The following is an 18,021-nucleotide window of genomic DNA, read 5'->3' on the forward strand; positions in this document are numbered from 1 at the left end:
CGGCCGGAGGGACGGCGTCCGGCGGCTCACTCCTCGTCGGGTGCGTCGGCCAGGACGGCGTCCAACCGTTCGCGGGCGCCGTCGAGCCATTCCTGGCACCAGGTGGCCAGCTGCTCGCCGCGCTCCCAGAGGGCCAGCGACTCCTCCAGTGTGGTGCCGCCGGTCTCCAGACGGCGCACGACCTCGACGAGCTCCTCGCGGGCCGCCTCGTAGCTGGCCGGCCGCTCGGGCGCGGGACGGGCGGTCGTCTTCTTCTCAGCCATCGGACTCCTCGGGTCGGGAGGGATCGGGGTCGGCGGCCAGGACGCCGACGCGCAGCCGGCCGTCGGCCACGCGGGCGCTCAGCTCGGCGCCCGGCGCCACCGCGCCGACGGCGGTGACGACGTGGCCCTCGGCGTCCTGGAGCACCGCGTAGCCGCGGCGCAGGGTCTCGAGCGGGGAGAGCGCGCGGGCGCGGGCCCGGTGGTGCGCGATGTCGTCGGCGGCGCGGTCGAGGCGGTGCCCGACGGTGCGGCGCGCGCGGTCGCGCAGGGCGGTGAGCTCGTCGGTGCGCGAGCTCAGCAGGCTGCGGGGATCGGCCAGGACCGGTCGCGACCGCAGGCCGTCGAGGCCGTGCTGCTCGCGGTCGATGCGGGCCGCGAGCAGGCTGCGACACCGGGCGCGGGCCCACGCGACGCCGGACTGCTCCTCGGCGACGTCGGGGACGACGAGCTTGCCGGCGTCGGTGGGGGTGGAGGCGCGGACGTCGGCGACGAGGTCGAGCAGCGGGGAGTCGGGCTCGTGACCGATCGCCGAGACCACCGGGGTGCGCAACCGGTGGACCGCGCGGATGAGGCCCTCGTCGGAGAACGGCAGCAGGTCTTCGACCGCGCCGCCGCCGCGAGCCACCACGATGACCTCGACCTCGGGTTGGCGATCGAGCCGTTCGAGGGCCTCGATGACCTCGGCCGCCGACCGCGGGCCCTGCATCGCGGCGTACGCGGTCTCGATGACGACCGCCGGCCAGCGGCGGCGGGCGTTCTCGACGACGTCGCGCTCGGCGGCGCTGTTGGGGGCGGTGACCAGACCGACACGGCGCGGCAGGAACGGCAGCGGGCGCTTGAGCTCGGCCGCGAACAGCCCCTCGGCGGCCAGCAGCTGCCGCCGGCGCTCGAGCTGGGCGAGCAGCTCGCCGAGCCCGACCATGCGGATCTCGCGGGCCTGGAGCGAGAGGGTTCCCCGGTTGGCGTAGTAGGAGGGCCGGGCGTGGACGACGACGCTCGCGCCCTCGACCAGCGGCGGGTTGAGGCCGTCGAAGTAGGTGCGCTGGCAGGTGAGCGGCACCGAGATGTCGGCGACCTGGTCGCGCAGCGTGAGGAAGACCGTGCCGACCCCGGGACGCCGGTTGATCTGGGCGATCTGGCCCTCGACCCACACCGCGCCGAGCCGGTCGATCCAGCCGGCGATCGCGTTGGCGATCTGGCGGACCGGAGCCGGTGCGCTCGGCGAGGTCTCCAGGGCCATGGCGGCGACCCTATGGCATGGCGCCGACAGCGGTCGGCTGCGCGTCACCGCCTACGATGGGCCCATGAGCACCGAGATCGGCATGCCGCCCGTCCTGAGCCCCGAGGAGGCCGAGAAGGCCGTCCTGCTGGCGGCGCCGCGCGGCTACTGCGCCGGTGTCGACCGCGCCGTGGTCACCGTCGAGACCGCGCTCGAGCTCTACGGCTCGCCGGTCTACGTGCGCAAGCAGATCGTGCACAACAAGCACGTGGTCGCCGACCTCGAGGCCCGCGGCGCGGTGTTCGTCGAGGAGCTCGACGAGGTGCCCACCGGCGCCACCGTCGTCTTCTCCGCCCACGGCGTCTCGCCCGAGGTGCACCGACAGGCCGAGGTCCGCGAGCTGAAGACCATCGACGCCACCTGCCCGCTGGTCACCAAGGTGCACCACGAGGCGAAGCGGTTCGCCGCCGAGGACTACGACATCCTCCTCATCGGTCACGAGGGGCACGAGGAGGTCGAAGGCACCGCGGGTGAGGCGCCCGAGCACATCCAGCTGGTGCAGAGCCCCGCCGACGTCCCCCACATCGTCGTGCGCGATCCCTCCCGCGTCGCCTGGCTCTCCCAGACCACGCTCTCGGTCGACGAGACCCTCGAGACCGTCGCCGCGATCCGCGAGCGGTTCCCCGAGCTGCTCGACCCGCCGAGCGACGACATCTGCTACGCCACCCAGAACCGCCAGCTCGCGGTCAAGGAGATCAGCCCCGGCACCGATCTCGTCATCGTCGTCGGCTCGGGCAACTCCTCGAACTCCGTCCGGCTCGTCGAGGTCGCCCTCGAGGCCGGGGCGAAGGCGGCCTACCGCGTCGACGACGCCTCGGAGATCTCCGAGGCCTGGCTCGAGGGCGTCCGCACCGTCAGCGTCACCTCGGGGGCGAGCGTGCCCGAGGCGCTGGTGCAGGGGGTGCTGGAGTTCCTGCGCGAGCGCGGCTACCCCGACGCCCGCGCCGTGCACAGCGCCGAGGAGTCGCTCATCTTCGCGCTCCCCAAGGAGCTGCGCCGCGACCTCAAGCTCGCCCGGCAGTCCGCGGGGGAGTGACCCCGTTCGTCACCGCGGGCGCCGGCGCGTCGGCCCGCCACACCCACCAGCGGTAGCCGGCGAAGTTCACCATCAGGCTCACCGCGATCGCGGCCAGCTTGGCCACCAGCAGGACGCCGACGACCGCCTCGACCGCGGTGATGACGAGCGGCTGCACCAGCCACATCGTCGTCCCGGTGATGGCCAGGAAGCGCACGGCGTGCCCCAGTGTCAGACGCTGCGACCCGAAGGTCACCAGGCCGTTGACCACGAAGCTGAACAGCATGCCGGCACTGGTGGAGACCAGGTTCGCCAGCAGCACCGCCTGCTCTCCGCCGCCGAGTCGGGCGTGCAGCAGCAGGAACAGGCCGGTGTCGATCGCGGTGTTGCACACCCCGACGGCCGCGAACCGCAGCAGCGTGCGGCTCGGGCCGGCGTCCGGCGTGCTCAGGACGCCCCGCCCTCGCGGCGCAGGAGCTGCTCGGACGGCGTCCCGTCGGGGTTGACCGCGAACGCCGAGGAGCGGCTCAGCGTGCGCACACCGGGCTGGTGACCGCGGGCGGCGAGCGCGAGGGAGTAGAGCGGGCGTCCCTGCACCTGGCTGTAGACGCGACCCAGGTAGCTGCCGATGACGCCCATCATCACCATCTGCAGGCCGCCCATGAGGAAGATGCCGACGCCGAGGAACGCCCAGCCGGGCACGGAGTCCTCGGGGCGCAGCAGTCGGACGCCGGCGACGTAGACGGCCATGAGCACGCTCAGCAGCGAGATCGCGATGCCGAGCCGGGAGATCCAGCGCAGGGGCGCGGCCGAGAAGCCGACGATGCCGTCGGCGGCGAAACGCAGCATCGTGCGCAGCGGGTAGCCGCTGGTGCCGGCGTGGCGCTCGTCGCGGTCGAAGAGCACGGCCTCCTGGCGGAAGCCGACGTGGGCGACGATGCCGCGCAGGAACCGGTCGTGCTCGCGATAGCGGGCGACCTCGGCGACGACGCGGCGGTCCATGAGGCGGAAGTCGCCGGTGTTGCGTGGGATCCGGGTCTCCGAGAGCCGGTCGAGCAGCCAGTAGAAGCTCCAGGCGGTGGCGCGCTTGAAGGTGCCGTCCTTGCGGGTGCGGCGCTGGGCGTAGACGACGTCGGCGCCGCGCTCCCACACCTCGATGAGCTCCATGCTGACCCGGGGCGGGTCCTGGAGGTCGGTGTCCATGATGATGACGGCGTCGGCGTCGGTGGCGGCGTCCAGACCGGCGGTGACGGCCACCTGGTGGCCGCTGTTGCGCGAGAGCTGGAGCACGCTGACCCGGGTGTCGTCCTGGCGCAGGGCGAGCATCGTGGCCAGCGAGTCGTCGGAGCTGCCGTCGTCGACGTAGAGGAACTCGTAGTCGAACTCGGGCCGGGTGGCGGTGGCCCGGGCCAGTTCCGCCTGGAACAGGCGGAGGTTCGCGCCCTCGTTGAAGACCGGCAGCACGTAGGTGATGCGGCGTCGGCCGTGCACGCTGCGGTCGGCGGGGTGGCGGGTGGCGGGGGTGGTCACGGGAGCCTCCGGGACGGGAGTTCGGTCGGGCGTCTCTTGGACGCCGTCGGATGGTGGTTCCGTTGGTACCCCTGCTCCTCCGGGTGAAGCCTGAGCCGTACCTGTGAAGAGGCGATGAACCCGGTCGGGTGGCGCGGGCGTAGCCTGGCGCCACCATGGCCCGGTACCTCGACATCCACCCCGACAACCCCCAGCCCCGCCTGCTCGCCCAGGTGGTGCAGGCGCTCCAGGACGACGCCCTGGTGGCCTACCCGACCGACTCCGGCTACGCCCTGGGCTGCCGGGTGGGCAACCGCGAGGGCCGCGACCGCATCCTGCGCATCCGCGGCCTCGACGACCGGCACCACTTCACGCTCGTGTGCCGCGACTTCTCCCAGCTCGGGCAGCTGGTGCACGTCGACAACGCGGCGTTCCGGGCGATCCGGGCCTGCACGCCCGGGCCGTACACGTTCATCTTGCCCGGCACCCCCGAGGTGCCGCGGCGGCTGCTGCACCCCAAGAAGAAGACCGTCGGCGTGCGCATCCCCGACCACCACCTGGTGCAGACGCTGCTCGCCGAGCTCGGCGAGCCGCTGCTCTCCAGCACCCTGATCCTCCCCGGCGAGACCGAGCCCCGCACGATGGGCTGGGACGTCAAGGAGGAGCTCGACCACGTGGTCGACATCGTCATCGAGGCCGGCGAGACCCCCGCGGAGCCGACGACGGTGGTGGACTGGTCAGAGGGCGCGCCGGTCGTCGTCCGCGAGGGTGCGGGCGATGTCTCCCGCTTCGCCTGAGCGACGCTCGCCCGGGCGCCCGCGCAGCGGCGCCGTGGGCGGGACGGTGCGCTGTCGGCGATCGCGGATGGCCAGCACGCCGAGGCTGAGCAGGTAGCCGAGCACCAGGGTCAGGCTGTGCAGCGCCAGCCCGGACACGACCGCCTGGACGGCGGCGTCGTCGGGTTGGGCGATCGCCTCGGGCCGCGAGACGGCCAGGATGGTGAAGGCGCCGACCAGCAGCAGCGGCGGCAGGATGCCGATCTCGAAGAAGTCGCCGGGCCGCACGGCCAGGGCCAGGGCGATGCAGAGGGGCACGAATCCCAGGTCGAGGAACCAGCCGACCTCGCCGGTGAGCGCGATGTCGAGCGCGACGAGGGAGAGGGTGCAGGCGGCGCCGAGCGCGACGAGCTCCCGGCCGGCCACGCGGCCCTCGTCCCAGATCACGCGGGAGCTCACGAGACCACGCTAGAGCGACGTGGCGGCGGCTCGGGGGAGCCGCGCCGCAGCGTCGGATCGGCGGCGGCGCCGGCGCCGGCGACGTCGTCCGCCTCGGCCGGGGCTCCGGAGCCCTCGACGGCGCGCAGCGTGACCTGGCGAGGCGTGGGCAGCTCGTCGTCGGTGACGGCGAGATCGCGGAAGCGCCGCGCCCCCACGAGCACGCGGTGGTCGTAGGAGCCGACGGCCGAGTTGTAGTGCCCGACCGCGGCGTTGAGGGAGCGGCCCACCTGGTCGAGGTGGGAGCCGAAGGTGCCCAGGCGATCGTGCAGGTCGCGGCCCAGCCGGTGGATCTCGCGGGCCTGGTCGGCCAGCCGCTCGTGCGCCCACCCCTGCGCGACCGTGCGCAGCAGCGCGATGAGCGTGGTGGGGGTGGCGAGGACGACCTGGCGGGCCGCGGCGTACTCCAGCAGCATCGGGTCGGTCTCGAGGGCGGCTGCGAGGAACGACTCGGCCGGCACGAACAGCACCACGAACTCCGGGGTGTGCTCGAGGCTGCGCCAGTACGCCTTGCCGCTGAGGCCGTCGACGTGGGTGCGCAGCTGGCGGGCGTGCCGCTGCAGGTGGTGCTGCTGCTCGGCGGGATCGTCGGTGGAGGTGGCCTCGAGGTAGGCGTCGAGCGGCACCTTGGCGTCGACCACGATGCGTCGCTCGCCGACCAGCTGGACGACGAGGTCGGGGCGCCGCGCGCCGTCGTCGAGCTGCACCTGCTCGTGGAAGTCGCAGCGGTCGACCAGACCGGCCAGCTCGACCGCGCGCCGCAGGTGCAGCTCGCCCCAGCGGCCGCGCACCTGCGGCTTGCGCAGCGCGGTGGCGAGCGCGCGGGTCTCGGTGCCCAACGCTGCGGTGGCCTGCTGCATCTGGGCGACCTGGGCCTCCAACGCGCCCCGGAACCCGGCGCGCTCGCGGTCGAGGTGGAGCAGCTGGTCGCTGATGCGATCGAGGCTCTGCACCAGCTCGGCGTGCTCGCGTGCGGCGGGGTCGCCACCCGCGGCCGCCTGCCGGGCGGCGTCCGCGATCGCGTGCTCGGCACTGCGGGCCCGCTGGCGCAGCTGCCCGATCGGGACGCCGAGCAGGGCTCCCAGTGCGAGCCCGGCCAGGAGGGTGATCACGGCGATCGTGGTGTCCATGGGGACAGCGTGGACGGGGGTGCCGACATTTCCGGTGGGGGTGGGGCGGGGCCGGGGGGCAGTTTCCCCGGCCGGCCGGGGAAACTGGCCGATTCCGGCCCCGATCGGCCCGTATCCGGGCAGTTTCGCCTGTCGACTGTGACCAGTGGTGCAGATGGGGTCGACGGTCGCAGATTGGTCAGCTGAGTCTGTCGGGTTGCGACGCAAGACTTGCCTGACCAATGGCAGGAGTCACCGGGCGACCGGTGACTCCTGACGCCGGCCGGCCCTGCCGCCGCTCAGACCAGCCCCTGCTCCCGCAGCCACGCCTCGGTGCGGGCCATGCCCTCGGCGAGGTCGACCTGCGGCTCGTAGCCGAGCAGCCGGCGGGCCTTCGCGATCGAGTAGGTGCCGGTGCGCAGGAAGTAGCGGACGGCGGTCGGGTTGGCCTCGGTCTCCCCGCCGGCCAGGCGGGCGGCGCGGTCGGAGGCGGTGGCCAGGGCGAGGGCGACCGGCGTCGGCAGGCACAGGGGTCCGCGCTGCCCGAGCATCCGGGCGTAGTGCCCGAAGAACTCCCGGTTGGTCACCCCGATGCCGCCGCTGAGGGTGAACACCTGCCCGGCTGCCGCCGGATGCGTGGCGGTGAGCGTGAGGCCAGAGACGAGGTCGTCGACGTACACCGGGCTGAAGATGCCGCGGCCACCGGCGGGCAGCACGAAGCGCCGCGCCTTCATCATCTCCACCGGCAGGATCGTCCACGGCCGCGAGCCCGGGCCGTAGACGTCGCCGGGGCGCACCACGACGACCTCCATCTCGCCGGCGGCATGGGCCTGGAGCACCGCCTGCTCGGCGGCGATCCGGGTGTCGACGTAGGGGTTGCCGTCGGGGCGCAGCGGGTGCTCCTCGGTGACCTGGTCGGGGAAGCCGAGGTCGGAGAACGCCCGCACCGAGGAGACGTAGACGAAGCGCCGCGCGCCCGCGGCGATCGCGGCGTCCAGCACCCGGCGCGTGCCCAGCGTGTTCACCCGCCACGCCTCGGCCAGGGTCGGCGTGTTCGAGACGAGGGCGGCGGTGTGGACGACGACCGCGCCCGGCACGATCGAGGACGTCCATCCGTCGGGCTCGGTGATGTCGCCGGCCACGACCCCGGTGCTCGGATCGGCTGCGACATCGACTCCGGCCACCCGGCTGCCCCGCTCGCGCAGGTGCGCGGCCAGAGTGCGGCCGATGAAGCCGCGTGCGCCGGTGATGAACACGGCGTCCGGCGCGGCGTCGTCCTGGTGGGGCTGGCGGGGGTCGTCGGTCATGGGGTGCCTCGTGGGGGATCGGGGGCGGGGGCGGTGCGGTCTCGGGTGGGGCACTTGGGGGGCGAAACCTGATGTGGGGCGAAGTTTCGCCCATCAACATCAGGTTTCCCCGGCCGACCGGGGAAACCTGCAGCAGCCTCAGCCCAGGTCGACGACCACCGGCGCGTGGTCGGACGGCGCGCCGGTGCCCTGGGCGGGGTCGCGCTCGTCGCGGTCGATGAAGGCGCCGGTCACGCGGGCGGCGAAGGACGGCGTCCCGAGCACGAAGTCGATGCGCAGGCCGCGGTTGCGCTCGAAGCGCTGCCGGTAGTAATCCCAGTAGGTGTAAACGTCGGGGCCGGGTGCGTGCGGGCGCACGACGTCGACGTACCCGTCGTCGAGGAAGCCCGCGAAGGCGGCGCGCTCGGGCGGGGTGACGTGGGTGGACTTCGCGAACTGCTTGACGTCGAAGACGTCCTCGTCGGTGGGGCAGATGTTCCAGTCGCCGACGAGCGCGACGTCGTCGCCGCGCCATTCCTGCGCGGCCTCGCGCAGCCGGGCGAGCCACTCCAGCTTGTAGACGTAGTGCGGGTCGTCGGGCTTGCGGCCGTTGGGCACGTACAGGCTCCACACCCGGACGCCGCCGCAGGTCGCCGCGATCGCCCGGGCCTCGACCTCGGCCGGATCGCCGAAGCCGGGCTGGCCGGGGAAGCCGACGGCGACGTCCTCGAGCCCGACGCGGCTGATGATCGCCACGCCGTTCCACTGCGAGTAGCCGGCCGCGGCCACCTCGTAGCCCAGCGAGTTCAGCCCCATGATCGGCAGCTGCTCTTCGCGGGCCTTGGTCTCCTGCACCGCGAGCACGTCGATGTCGTGGCGCTGCAGGAAGGCCTCGACGCGGTCGATGCGGGTGCGGAGGGAGTTGACGTTCCAGGTGGCGATGCGCACGAGGGAACCCTAGGGCTCGGGCCCCAATCCCCTGCAGGGGGCGCTCGTGCTGCGGCAGGCTGAGGCCATGCCGCCCGAGGAGCCGGACGCCGCGCCGCACGTCATCGTCTGCGGCCTGCACGACGAGGGCGTGCGCGTGGTGCAGCAGCTGCACGCGGCCGGCGTCGAGGTGGTCGTGGTCGACGCCGAGCCCGATCTGCGCCTGGTGCCGCTGCTCACCGAGATCGGCGTACGCCACCTGGTCGCCGACTCCCGGATGCCGGAGACCCTGCGCGCCGCTGGCATCGACACCGCCGCCGCGCTGGTGTGCGTGGAGAGCGACGACCTGCAGACGCTGGCCACCGCCCTGCTGGGTCGGCAACTGCGCCCCGATCTGCGGGTCGTCGCGCAGATGCGCAACGAGGCGGTCGGTCGCGCGCTGGAGGGCACCGGCGTCGCCGTCCTGGACGTCGCCCGCCTCTCGGCGCCGGCCGTCGTCCGCGCCTGTCTGCGCACCGACCGCTGGTCGCTGCGGGTGGCCGACCGGGACGTCGTCATGGTCGAGGCGTCATGCCGGCGCGACGGCACCCTGCGCGACCTGTTCGGCGACCTCTCGCCGATCGCCGTCGCCCACGCCGACGGGCCTGTCGAGGTCACCCCGGGCCGCGACCTCGCGGTCGCCAGAGGCGATCGCGTGCACCTGCTGGGCACGCCGGCCGAGGTGGACGCCGCGGGGCTGGCGCCGCGCCGCCGTCCTGCCGTCGCCGAGTTCGTGGGGGCACGGGCCGGCCGCCCCGACCGCCCGCACCGCGACCCGTGGCTGCGGGTGCTGCTGCGCGATCTCGATCGGCGGGTCAAGCACGCCATCCTCGCGCTGATGTGTCTCGCCGCGGTGTCGGTGACGGTGCTGATGCTCGGCTACGAGGAGGCCGACGGGCGGCGGATGAGCTTCCTCGACGCCCTGTATTTCACCGTCGAGACCATCGGCACGGTCGGCTACGGCGACTTCTACTTCCGCGACCAGCACGGCTGGCTGCGGGTGTGGGCGATCCTGCTCATGGTCGTGGGCGCCACGCTGGCCACCGTCTTCTTCGCCCTGCTCACCAACGCCCTCATCGCCCGCCGCATCGAGGAGTCGCTCGGCCGCCGCCGCATCACCGGCCTCACCGACCACGTGATCGTGGTGGGGTTGGGCTCGATCGGCGTGGAGTCGGTGCGCATGCTGCGCGCCGAGGGCGTCGAGGTGGTCGTGGTGGAACGCGACCAGACCAACCGGTTCCTAGGCGAGCTGAACGCCCTGCGGGTGCCGGTGGTCGCCGCCGACGCCACCCTGCCCGACACGTGGCGCCAACTGCGCCTCGAGCACGCCCGCGCGGTGGCGGTGCTGATCTCCGACGACCTGGTGAGCATCGAGACCGCGCTCGCCGTGCGCGAGCTGCTGGGGGAGCGATGGGCCGAGGTGCCGGTCGTCGTCCGGGTCTTCGGACGCCGGTTGGCCGCCACGGTCGAGCAGAGCTTCGGCTTCCGGCACGTGCGCTCGCCCGCGGTGCTGGCGGCGCCGTGGTTCGTCGGCGCGACGCTCGGCGTCGAGGTCGTCGACACCTTCTACGTCGGCGACCTGCCGCTGCTGCTGGCCAAGCTCACCGTCCGCGCCCAGGGCGGCCTGGACGGCGTCACGCTGGCCGATCTGCCCGCCCAGGTGCGCATCGTCGTCCTGCAGCGCGCGGACGGCGTCATCGAGCAGCCACCGCGCCGCGACACCCGGCTGCGGGCCGATGACAACGCCTACCTTGTCGGCCCCTACGACGAGCTCATCGCGCTGGTGCGCGCCGACGCCGCGGTGGTCTGAGGGGCGGCGAAGGCCGCGACGAGCCGGGGTGAGACGGCGCCGATGACGGCGTGGGCCTCACCGAGGGGGACGTCGCGGATCGCCGCCTGCTCGGGGCCGGCCGCCGTGGTGGCGACGAGCGTGGCCACGCCCGCCCGGCGCTGGAAGAACGACTGCCGCACCACCCAGCCGATCACCCCGTCGGCCTCCAGCACGGTGCGGCGGCGGGTGAGGATGCCCGATCCGGCGACCACGTGACCGCCCCGCGGCCCGGGGACGACGGCGTGGCCCAGGTGCCGGTAGCAGCTCTCGGCGCACCCGGCGCCGATGAGTGCCGCGATCGGAGCGAGCGTCAGGGTCGCCTGCCAGGCGGGGCCTGCGTCCGGGACGAGGGCGAGCACCGCGGTGGCCGCCAGCAGTGCGAGCGCCGGCCACTGGCCCCGCAGGTGCGTGCGGCGACGAGCCACCCGGCCGTGCCGGGTGAGCGGGACGGCGAGCGGGGCGTCGTCCGCGAGGCCGAGCACGCGGGCGGCCACCTCGACCGCCACGGGCCGCGGGCAGGGAGGCAGCACCTGCGCGACGCCGTCCTTGACGCCGGTGGCCCACGTGCTGACCTCGGCGCCGCCGGCCCAGCGCAGCAGGAGCGGCTCGGTGAGCACGACGCCGCGGATGCGCCGCTCCTCGATCGTCACCGCCCGGGTGCTCAGCAGCCCGGCCTGGAGGTGGATCGCCGGCCGCTCGCCACGCTGCTGGCGCGAGAGCCGCAGGCCGCCCCACTGGAGGGCGTAGCCGATCACGGCGATGGCGAGCCAGGCCACCACGATGCCGACGACACCGAGCACGACGATCAGGGCCACGGCCTGCTCCTGCACCCACCCCCAGAAGCTGGACGCCGCGTGGTTCTCGTCGATGTGCAGGTCGGGCAGCACCTGGCTCAGCGCGGTGAACGCACCGGCCACCACCGCCAGGCGGGCCAGGCTCAGCGGCGCGAACCGCAGCCAGCGCCAGTCGAGCAGCGCGAGCACCTCCTCGGTCGCGCGGGGAGTTGCGGTCGGCGCCGCCGCGTCGGGGGTCGGCGGGACGCCGACGTCCGCGATCGCGGCGGTCGGTCCGGCAGCGGTCGGCGCTGCGGTGGTGGCGGGTTCGTACGGCGGGGCGCCGTCCGGGAGGAGCTCGGCGCGCAGGCGGGCGGCCTCGCCGTGGGTGACGGCCCCGAGCTCGACACGGTGGAGGTCGACGCCCGTGCCGATGGCGACCTTCGTGACGCCGAGGATGCGGTGCAGCAGGGGAGCGGTGAGGTCGATCGTGCGCACGCGGTCGAGCGGGGCGTTCTGCAGGTTGCGGCGCAGCACGCCGCTGCGCAGTTCGAAACGGCGGTCGGTGACGCGGTAGCCGGTGGTGAGCCAGTGCGCCAGGCCGAAGGCGCCGGCGACGACCAGGACGCCAGCGAGCGCGAGCACCGTCCAGTACCCGAGGCGTCCGGCGAGGCCGAGCAGGGCGGGGATCGCCGGCAGCGCCGCCGAGCCGACCACGCGGGCGCCGGTGACGATGCTCATCCGCGGATCGAGGCGCCGCCAGCCCTCGGCGTCGGGCGCCGTCCAGGAGGCCAGCACGGTCTCGCGGGGATCGCTCACGTGGCGTCGCCCCGCTCGCGGGCGGTGATGGCGGTCAGCTCGGCCACCAGGCGCTGCGCCTCCTCGGCGTCGAGGCCGTCGATCATGATCGGGCCGGCCGCCGAGGCGGTGGTGACCACCAGCGAGCGCACCCGGAAGAGCCGTTGGAGGAACGACTGGCGCGAGTCGATGGTCTGCACCCGCGAGAGCGGCGCGATGCGGTCCTCGATACGCAGCAGCCCGCGGCGGGTGGCGATCGCGTCGTCGGCGACCTCCCAGCGGTGGATGCGATAGCGCACCTGCGGGACGATGAACGCGCCGGCGATCAGCAGCACGGCCACCGCCCCGGCCGCCAGCACCGGCCAGGTGTCGCCACCGGGCCACAGCCAGGCCGCCACGGCGCCGGACGCCGGCACGATCGCCGTCACCAGCAGCTGCACGCGCCACTGCTGCTTGGCGCGCGGGCTGACGAGCCGGGTCGGCTCGCGCAGCGCGACGGCGTCCGAGGGGTGGGGCGTCGGCGAGGCGGTCACGGGTCCAGCCTTCCACCCGCCCGGCTGTTCACGCCTGGTCGCCGGTCGCGCCCGCTTCCGGCGATGACGGACGACGGCGTCCCGGACGGTAGATTGCCCGGCCGTGGCACTCACCATCGGCATCGTCGGCCTCCCGAACGCGGGGAAGTCCACGCTCTTCAACGCCCTGACCAAGAACAACGTGCTCGCCGCGAACTACCCGTTCGCCACGATCGAGCCGAACGTGGGCGTCGTCGGCGTGCCGGACGAGCGGCTGGGGAAGCTGGCGGAGATCTTCTCCTCCGAGCGGCAGCTGCCGGCCACGGTCGAGTTCGTCGACATCGCCGGCATCGTGCGCGGCGCCTCGCAGGGCGAGGGTCTGGGCAACAAGTTCCTCGCGCACATCCGCGAGTCGGCCGCGATCTGCCAGGTCACCCGGGTGTTCCGCGACGAGGACGTCACCCACGTCGACGGCGAGGTGAACCCCGCCAACGACATCTCGACCATCCAGACCGAGCTGATCCTCGCTGACCTCGAGACGGTCGAGAAGGCCGTCGTCCGGCTGGAGAAGGAGGCGCGCAAGGTCAAGGAGCTCGCCGCCAACCTCGAGGCCGCGAAGGAGGCGAAGGAGGCGCTGGAGGCCGGCACCCCGATCATCGCCACCTCGATCGACCGCACCCTGCTGCGCGAGCTGTCGCTGCTGACGGCCAAGCCGTTCATCTACGTCTTCAACTGCGACGCCGACGAGCTGGCCGATGAGGACCTCAAGGCGAAGATGCGCGAGATCGTCGCGCCCGCCGAGGCGATCTTCCTCGACGCCAAGTTCGAGTCCGAGCTGATCGAGCTCGACGACGAGGAGGCCGCGGAGTTCCTCGCCGAGGCCGGCGTCACCGAGCCCGGCCTCAACGTGCTGGCCCGCGTCGGCTTCGACACCCTCGGCCTGCAGACCTACCTCACCGCCGGGCCCAAGGAGGCCCGCGCCTGGACGATCAAGAAGGGCGCCACCGCCCCCGAGGCCGCCGGCGTCATCCACACCGACTTCCAGAAGGGCTTCATCAAGGCCGAGATCGTCTCCTTCGACGACCTCGTCGCCGCGGGCTCGATGGTCAAGGCCCGCGAAGCCGGCAAGGTGCGCATGGAGGGCAAGGACTACGTCATGGCCGACGGGGACGTCGTGGAGTTCCGCTTCAACGTGTGACGGTCCGTGCTGGTCCACAGGAAGTAGATTCGGCGCATGGCTTTCTGGAAGCGCAATCAGTCACTGGCCGATACGGTGTCGGGTTCGTGTCCGGGGGAGAGCCGATTGACGGCTGCGACGCCGTCACGTTGCTGATCGTCGGCGCTTCAGCCGAGGAGATGGAAAGCAGGGCTCGGGACCTCGGCGTCTGGGACCCGTCTGTCTGGGATGACATGCGGATTCGGCCGCGCGACGTCGCGCTTGCAGTGGCCGATCCAAGTGGCTTCGTCTGGAAGCCTGGCCACGAGCGGGAGTGGCGCGGCTCGGGGTCGTGGCCCACTGCGCGATGAAGTAGCGAGCCGGATCGCACCATTGCGGCGGTCCGGGTGAACTGCCGGGCCTGCGTGGGACGATCTGCCCATGCTGCTCAAGGTTCTGCCGATCCTGCTCTCGGCTGGCTCCCTCGCCGTTGCCATCACAGCGCTGGTCCTCACCTACCGGCGATCGGGCCAAGCTCTGGAGCACTCCCGCAAGGCAGCCGCCAGCGCGCTCTGGTCCGGCGTGCAGACGGCGGTCCAGCGGTTCATCGGCTTCGACCCGTCGGTGGAGCCGCTGGGCGACCGGCTCGCCAACTTCCGGATCGCGACCATCGCCCTCGTGGACGAGTTGGACGGGTGGAAGGGCCTCGACACTTGGCTGGACGCGGAGAGGAACCTCGGCGCCCTGCTGGGTCGCCAGGTGATGGAGGCGGCGCAGGACGGCGACAGCGTCGACCAGCGGCTGGCCAACCTCGACCCCTACCAGCAGTGGGCGCAGGCGCTCGGAAGCAACCTGCGCCGCTTCCGAGCGGTTGGGTTCGATGCTGACGCGGCAGCGAAGCTCCAAGCGGCTGCCGAGCGCAACATCGAGAACCTGTACGCCAAGCACGGCTGGGAGAAGCCACAGGTAGTGCAGCGGATTCGGCCACTCGCCTGAGCCGCGGTGCTGTCGGGGCGCTCCTGCACAATGGCCTGCATGGCGAAGCTCGACGTTGACTGGGCGATCAAGGAGATCGACGCGTTCCTCCACGTGACGGATCAGGTGGCCTACAACAACCGACCCGGCTCGGGCGTGTTCATCGCGGGCGGGCACATGCGCGGGACTAATACGGACGCCTCGGCGCGGGCGCACGTGGTGGAGCAGATCCTCGACCGCGTCTTGCCCGGCTGGCGCAAGGACGCCCCCGAGAAGGACGCTAAGTACAGCTGGCTCCGGGACCAAGCCTCGCGGGCCAAGGCGGCGCTCCAACGGCAGGCTGAGCTGGTCGAGAAGCTCGGCGACAACGCGCCGGACATGGACGCGGCCAATCTCCACCCGTGGGCGTGGGAGAACGGCAAGAGCTACTGGAACACCGGGCACTACCACCAAGCCGTGATGCAGGCGGCGATCCGCGTCAACGCAGAAACCCAAGCCAAGCTGAGCCGTATGGACGTGTCGGAGACGGACCTGTTCAACCAAGCTTTCTCTCTCAACGATCCGACCGAGGGTGCTCCGCGCCTGCGGCTGATGGAGAACGACGGCAGCAAGACGTACGAAAACCTCCACCGAGGCGCCCGCGCCTTCGCAGAGGGCCTCTATGCGGCGATCCGCAATCCCGGCGTGCACGTGCCGCACGACGGCGGCGAGGAACAGCTCGCCCTAGAGCAGCTCGCAGCGTTCAGCCTGCTGGCCCGCTGGGTCGATCAGGCCGACGTATTGGAGGCGTGACACTTCCCGAGTGCCGAGACGGTCGTCTCGCGAGCCGAGAGAATTTCGACCCTCTCGGAGGCGGAATCGCTGGCCTCGATGGGCGATTCCACGCTTGCGGTAGGTGCGAGTGCCTGATCCGTCAAGGAAGTCCCCTGTCCCTGTAGTAACCAGCGGTCGCCTGCCGACCTCGTGCACCTTGGTGCCGCGCCTCAACACCGAGGCCAACCACCAAGGAGGACAACATGAAGACCAGCATCGAGGTCGCCGCTGACATCGCCGTCGTGGCCGACACCTTGGCCGACCGGATCATGGGCGAGCTCACCGAGCTGCTCGTCGAGGCCGACATGTCGTACGACTACGGCATCACCCAGCCGGCGGCTGAGGCCGCCATCGACCACCACGCGGTGTCGCGCATGGTGGCTCACGCCGTTGAGCTGCTCGGCCAGTCGGCGCGTGAGATGGCGGTGTCGGCGTGAACGTCAAGGACCTGATCGAGGCGCTGGCGAACCACGACCCTGAGGATTACGTCCAGGTGCTCGTTCGCTTCGGTGACGCGGGCTACGTGCTTCGCGATCTCGACATCGAGGAGGCGTTGGAGTGGGACGAGGACGGCCACGGTGTAGACCACGGGTTCGGCGTCGAGATCTCCTGCCACCTGCTTCCGGTGCGTCGATGAAGGAGATGGCCCTGCCCTCGGGGTCGGCCTTCTTGCTGGTCCGGGTGTTCCCGTGGCGGGTGCGCCCGCGGGTGATGAAGGCGTCGACCCTGCGCGACGCCGACCCGATGTTCGACCTGACTGACGTCGGTGGCTTCCTCGTCGGCCTGGGGCTGTGGATCCTGATCCTGGTCGCCGCGCCTGTCCTCGTGGTCGTGTTCGCCGCCCTGCTGTTGCCGGTCGAGGTCACGCTCGTGGTGCTCCTCGTGCCTGTCGTCGTCCTGGCCCGCCTGGCCGGGGTCGTGCCGTGGGTGATCGTGATCGTCGACGGTGCGGGTCACGAACGGGTCGAGCGCACACGCAACCTCCTCCGCGTCGTCCGTCGGGTGCGGGCGATCAACGGCGGCGGGCGGGTGCCGGTGCGGTGGAGATGGTCGTGAGGCGCATCGCGACGAGTCGTCAGCGGGCCGCGGTGACCCGGTAGTCGGTGAGGAAGTCCGGGACGACGTCCGTGGGGCAGTGCTGCCGGACGACGACGCCGGGCTCGATCCCGGTGTGTCCGTAGACCCGGACCCGTGAGCCCGCCGGATAGACGACGCCGGGGAGCACCGCCTGACCGGTGCCGCGCTGGAAGCCGCTCGCGGCGGTGTCGACGCGGCCGTTGCGGAACGCCGTGTGCGGTACCCAGCGGCCGTCGCCGGAGATCAGTTGGAAGCGTCCATGCGGGGTCGTCAGCACCAGGCAGGAGGCTGCGCCGGGGCTCCCGAGCACGCTGAGGGTGCCGGTGCGCCACACGTCGACCGGCGCTCCGGGTGCCTCCGCCCCGCCGACCGCCGGCGGAGGTGCAGCTGTCTCGATCGGCGCTCCGGCCGAGCAGCCCGAGGCGACGACGGCCAGAGCGAGGCCCCAGCCGAGAGTCGGGAGCACGGATCTCACGGATCGAGTGAAGCACGCGAGGCTCGCTGCGTTCCGTTGTCGGTGCCCACCCCTACCGTCGTCCCATGACCTTCGCGAACGCAGGAACCCTCGGCGCGTTGCCCGGCAGGCGCGACGAGCTCGTCGCCCATCTGACCCGCCCAAGCACGGCGCTCGCCGAGGTCGGCTGCCTGCTCTACGAGGTGGGGGTCAGCGAGGAGCACCCCGACACGGTCTTCGTCGTCGAGCTGTGGACCTCCGCCGAGGCGCACCGCGCGTCGCTCGAACTGCCCGAGGTGCAGGAGTCGATCGCCGCCGCCCGGCCGCTGCTGTCGGGTGAGTTCGGCGGGTTCCGCTTCGACGTCGTCGGGTCGCCGCTGCGGGGAGGCGCCTGAGGTGCCGAGCATCGAGCCGGAGGACTGGCGTCACGACCGCATCCGGGCCGCGATCGAGGGCCGCAATCCGACGGTGCTCGCCGAGCTCGCGGCCGCCTACGCCGTCATCGGCGACGTCCAGTTCCTGCCCGGCTACGCGCTCGCCCTCACCAAGACCCCCGGCGTCGATCGTCTCTCCGACCTGCCGCGCCCCGAGCGGCTGCGCTTCCTCGCCGATGTCGACCTGCTCGCGGACGCCGTCGAAGCGGTGTGCCGTCGACGCGACCCGCGGTTCCGCCGGGTCAACATCGAGATCCTCGGCAACACCGACGCGTTCCTGCACTGCCACATCTGGCCCCGCTACGAGTGGGAGCCGGCGGCGATCGTCGGGCATCCGGTATGGGGGTACGACCCCTTGCACTGGCGCGATCCGGCGCACGCCCTCGGCCCAGCCCACAACGCCCTCCGCGCCGACCTCACCGCCGAGGTCCTGCAGCGTCGCGACTCTGAGGAGTTCCGGTTCGACCCGCCCGACCTCGAGCGTGGAGCGTGAACCG

The 18,021-nt window shown here is 72.5% G+C and carries 22 protein-coding genes; 11 read left to right on the forward strand and 11 right to left on the reverse strand.

What is annotated here, in order from left to right:
• Positions 1-26: 26 nt before the first annotated feature.
• Positions 27-263 (reverse strand): exodeoxyribonuclease VII small subunit, encoded by a 237-nt coding sequence (locus ABD671_RS08200; protein WP_344732812.1) that lies wholly within the window; start codon positions 261-263, stop codon positions 27-29.
• On the reverse strand, positions 256-1,503 hold the full coding sequence (gene xseA / locus ABD671_RS08205) for an exodeoxyribonuclease VII large subunit (RefSeq protein WP_344732813.1): 1,248 nt from the start codon (positions 1,501-1,503) through the stop codon (positions 256-258). The genes ABD671_RS08200 and xseA overlap by 8 nt, the downstream gene beginning before the upstream one ends.
• A 64-nt stretch (positions 1,504-1,567) precedes the next feature.
• On the opposite strand from xseA, the gene ABD671_RS08210 reads away from it, so the two are divergent.
• Positions 1,568-2,578 carry a 4-hydroxy-3-methylbut-2-enyl diphosphate reductase gene (locus ABD671_RS08210; protein ID WP_344732814.1) on the forward strand — a complete coding sequence of 337 codons (1,011 nt, stop codon included), beginning with the start codon at positions 1,568-1,570 and terminating at the stop codon, positions 2,576-2,578.
• On the opposite strand, the gene ABD671_RS08215 is transcribed toward ABD671_RS08210, so the two are convergent.
• Both ABD671_RS08215 and ABD671_RS08220 read right to left on the reverse strand, forming a co-directional pair.
• Positions 2,547-3,008: a GtrA family protein gene (locus ABD671_RS08215; RefSeq protein ID WP_344733104.1), complete on the reverse strand. Its 462-nt coding sequence runs from the start codon at positions 3,006-3,008 to the stop codon at positions 2,547-2,549. The two genes, ABD671_RS08210 and ABD671_RS08215, sit on opposite strands and share 32 nt — an antisense overlap.
• Positions 3,005-4,087 carry a glycosyltransferase family 2 protein gene (locus tag ABD671_RS08220; RefSeq protein ID WP_344732815.1) on the reverse strand — a complete coding sequence of 361 codons (1,083 nt, stop codon included), beginning with the start codon at positions 4,085-4,087 and terminating at the stop codon, positions 3,005-3,007. Before ABD671_RS08220 ends, ABD671_RS08215 begins: the two co-directional genes overlap by 4 nt.
• Before the next feature lie 155 nt (positions 4,088-4,242).
• Here ABD671_RS08220 and ABD671_RS08225 point away from each other — a divergent pair, with 155 nt between their 5' ends.
• Complete coding sequence (locus ABD671_RS08225; RefSeq protein WP_344732816.1) at positions 4,243-4,863, forward strand: L-threonylcarbamoyladenylate synthase; 621 nt, start codon at positions 4,243-4,245, stop codon at positions 4,861-4,863.
• Here the strand turns inward: ABD671_RS08225 and ABD671_RS08230 are convergent.
• The 4 genes from ABD671_RS08230 to ABD671_RS08245 form a co-directional block, all read right to left on the reverse strand.
• Positions 4,804-5,301: a DUF6542 domain-containing protein gene (locus tag ABD671_RS08230; RefSeq protein ID WP_344732817.1), complete on the reverse strand. Its 498-nt coding sequence runs from the start codon at positions 5,299-5,301 to the stop codon at positions 4,804-4,806. The genes ABD671_RS08225 and ABD671_RS08230 overlap by 60 nt on opposite strands.
• Positions 5,298-6,470: a DNA recombination protein RmuC gene (locus tag ABD671_RS08235; RefSeq protein ID WP_344732818.1), complete on the reverse strand. Its 1,173-nt coding sequence runs from the start codon at positions 6,468-6,470 to the stop codon at positions 5,298-5,300. The genes ABD671_RS08230 and ABD671_RS08235 overlap by 4 nt, the downstream gene beginning before the upstream one ends.
• Before the next feature lie 278 nt (positions 6,471-6,748).
• Positions 6,749-7,756 (reverse strand): NAD-dependent epimerase/dehydratase family protein, encoded by a 1,008-nt coding sequence (locus tag ABD671_RS08240; RefSeq protein WP_344732820.1) that lies wholly within the window; start codon positions 7,754-7,756, stop codon positions 6,749-6,751.
• Between the two features lie 138 nt (positions 7,757-7,894).
• Positions 7,895-8,683, reverse strand: coding sequence for an exodeoxyribonuclease III (locus ABD671_RS08245; RefSeq protein ID WP_344732821.1), 789 nt, complete (start codon positions 8,681-8,683; stop codon positions 7,895-7,897).
• A 67-nt stretch (positions 8,684-8,750) separates the two neighbouring features.
• On the opposite strand from ABD671_RS08245, the gene ABD671_RS08250 reads away from it, so the two are divergent.
• Positions 8,751-10,511: an NAD-binding protein gene (locus ABD671_RS08250; RefSeq protein ID WP_344732822.1), complete on the forward strand. Its 1,761-nt coding sequence runs from the start codon at positions 8,751-8,753 to the stop codon at positions 10,509-10,511.
• Here the strand turns inward: ABD671_RS08250 and ABD671_RS08255 are convergent.
• The gene (locus tag ABD671_RS08255) at positions 10,463-12,124 is read right to left on the reverse strand and encodes a PH domain-containing protein (RefSeq protein WP_344732823.1); all 1,662 of its coding nucleotides are present in this window, start codon (positions 12,122-12,124) and stop codon (positions 10,463-10,465) included. The genes ABD671_RS08250 and ABD671_RS08255 overlap by 49 nt on opposite strands.
• Positions 12,121-12,636, reverse strand: a complete 516-nt coding sequence (locus ABD671_RS08260) for a PH domain-containing protein (protein ID WP_344732825.1) — start codon at positions 12,634-12,636, stop codon at positions 12,121-12,123. The genes ABD671_RS08255 and ABD671_RS08260 overlap by 4 nt, the downstream gene beginning before the upstream one ends.
• A gap of 103 nt (positions 12,637-12,739) precedes the next feature.
• Between ABD671_RS08260 and ychF the strand changes: the two genes are divergently transcribed.
• From ychF to ABD671_RS08290, 6 genes are all read left to right on the forward strand, one after another.
• Positions 12,740-13,813, forward strand: coding sequence for a redox-regulated ATPase YchF (ychF, locus tag ABD671_RS08265; RefSeq protein WP_344732826.1), 1,074 nt, complete (start codon positions 12,740-12,742; stop codon positions 13,811-13,813).
• Positions 13,814-14,212: 399 nt separating this feature from the next.
• Positions 14,213-14,767 (forward strand): hypothetical protein, encoded by a 555-nt coding sequence (locus ABD671_RS08270; RefSeq protein ID WP_344732827.1) that lies wholly within the window; start codon positions 14,213-14,215, stop codon positions 14,765-14,767.
• Between the two features lie 39 nt (positions 14,768-14,806).
• On the forward strand, positions 14,807-15,538 hold the full coding sequence (locus tag ABD671_RS08275) for a TIGR02391 family protein (RefSeq protein ID WP_344732828.1): 732 nt from the start codon (positions 14,807-14,809) through the stop codon (positions 15,536-15,538).
• 224 nt (positions 15,539-15,762) lie between these two features.
• Positions 15,763-15,996, forward strand: a complete 234-nt coding sequence (locus ABD671_RS08280) for a hypothetical protein (protein WP_344732829.1) — start codon at positions 15,763-15,765, stop codon at positions 15,994-15,996.
• Positions 15,993-16,196 carry a hypothetical protein gene (locus ABD671_RS08285; RefSeq protein WP_344732830.1) on the forward strand — a complete coding sequence of 68 codons (204 nt, stop codon included), beginning with the start codon at positions 15,993-15,995 and terminating at the stop codon, positions 16,194-16,196. The genes ABD671_RS08280 and ABD671_RS08285 overlap by 4 nt, the downstream gene beginning before the upstream one ends.
• A complete protein-coding gene (locus tag ABD671_RS08290; RefSeq protein WP_344732831.1) occupies positions 16,193-16,615 on the forward strand; it encodes a hypothetical protein in 423 nt (140 codons plus the stop codon). The genes ABD671_RS08285 and ABD671_RS08290 overlap by 4 nt, the downstream gene beginning before the upstream one ends.
• Before the next feature lie 19 nt (positions 16,616-16,634).
• Here ABD671_RS08290 and ABD671_RS08295 read toward each other — a convergent pair whose 3' ends face one another.
• A complete protein-coding gene (locus ABD671_RS08295) occupies positions 16,635-17,111 on the reverse strand; it encodes a hypothetical protein (protein WP_344732833.1) in 477 nt (158 codons plus the stop codon).
• Between the two features lie 65 nt (positions 17,112-17,176).
• On the opposite strand from ABD671_RS08295, the gene ABD671_RS08300 reads away from it, so the two are divergent.
• Entirely contained in the window at positions 17,177-17,485 is a 309-nt protein-coding gene (locus tag ABD671_RS08300; RefSeq protein ID WP_344732834.1) for a putative quinol monooxygenase, read from the forward strand.
• A gap of 1 nt (position 17,486) precedes the next feature.
• A complete protein-coding gene (locus ABD671_RS08305; protein ID WP_344732835.1) occupies positions 17,487-18,017 on the forward strand; it encodes an HIT family protein in 531 nt (176 codons plus the stop codon).
• Positions 18,018-18,021 lie beyond the last annotated feature (4 nt).

Origin of the sequence: Nocardioides fonticola (assembly GCF_039536805.1) — a bacterium.
GTDB classification, from domain to species: domain Bacteria; phylum Actinomycetota; class Actinomycetes; order Propionibacteriales; family Nocardioidaceae; genus Nocardioides; species Nocardioides fonticola.

Bases quoted from the DNA above. Each gene is read 5' to 3' on its own strand.
- ABD671_RS08280 (WP_344732829.1), top strand. From the start codon at position 15,763: ATGAAGACCAGCATCGAGGTCGCCGCTGACATCGCCGTCGTGGCCGAC.
- ABD671_RS08275 (WP_344732828.1), top strand. From the start codon at position 14,807: ATGGCGAAGCTCGACGTTGACTGGGCGATCAAGGAGATCGACGCGTTC.
- ABD671_RS08235 (WP_344732818.1), bottom strand. From the start codon at position 6,470: ATGGACACCACGATCGCCGTGATCACCCTCCTGGCCGGGCTCGCACTG.
- ABD671_RS08290 (WP_344732831.1), top strand. From the start codon at position 16,193: ATGAAGGAGATGGCCCTGCCCTCGGGGTCGGCCTTCTTGCTGGTCCGG.
- ABD671_RS08250 (WP_344732822.1), top strand. From the start codon at position 8,751: ATGCCGCCCGAGGAGCCGGACGCCGCGCCGCACGTCATCGTCTGCGGC.
- ABD671_RS08225 (WP_344732816.1), top strand. From the start codon at position 4,243: ATGGCCCGGTACCTCGACATCCACCCCGACAACCCCCAGCCCCGCCTG.
- ABD671_RS08200 (WP_344732812.1), bottom strand. From the start codon at position 263: ATGGCTGAGAAGAAGACGACCGCCCGTCCCGCGCCCGAGCGGCCGGCC.
- ABD671_RS08300 (WP_344732834.1), top strand. From the start codon at position 17,177: ATGACCTTCGCGAACGCAGGAACCCTCGGCGCGTTGCCCGGCAGGCGC.
- ABD671_RS08210 (WP_344732814.1), top strand. From the start codon at position 1,568: ATGAGCACCGAGATCGGCATGCCGCCCGTCCTGAGCCCCGAGGAGGCC.
- ABD671_RS08270 (WP_344732827.1), top strand. From the start codon at position 14,213: ATGCTGCTCAAGGTTCTGCCGATCCTGCTCTCGGCTGGCTCCCTCGCC.
- ABD671_RS08240 (WP_344732820.1), bottom strand. From the start codon at position 7,756: ATGACCGACGACCCCCGCCAGCCCCACCAGGACGACGCCGCGCCGGAC.
- xseA (WP_344732813.1), bottom strand. From the start codon at position 1,503: ATGGCCCTGGAGACCTCGCCGAGCGCACCGGCTCCGGTCCGCCAGATC.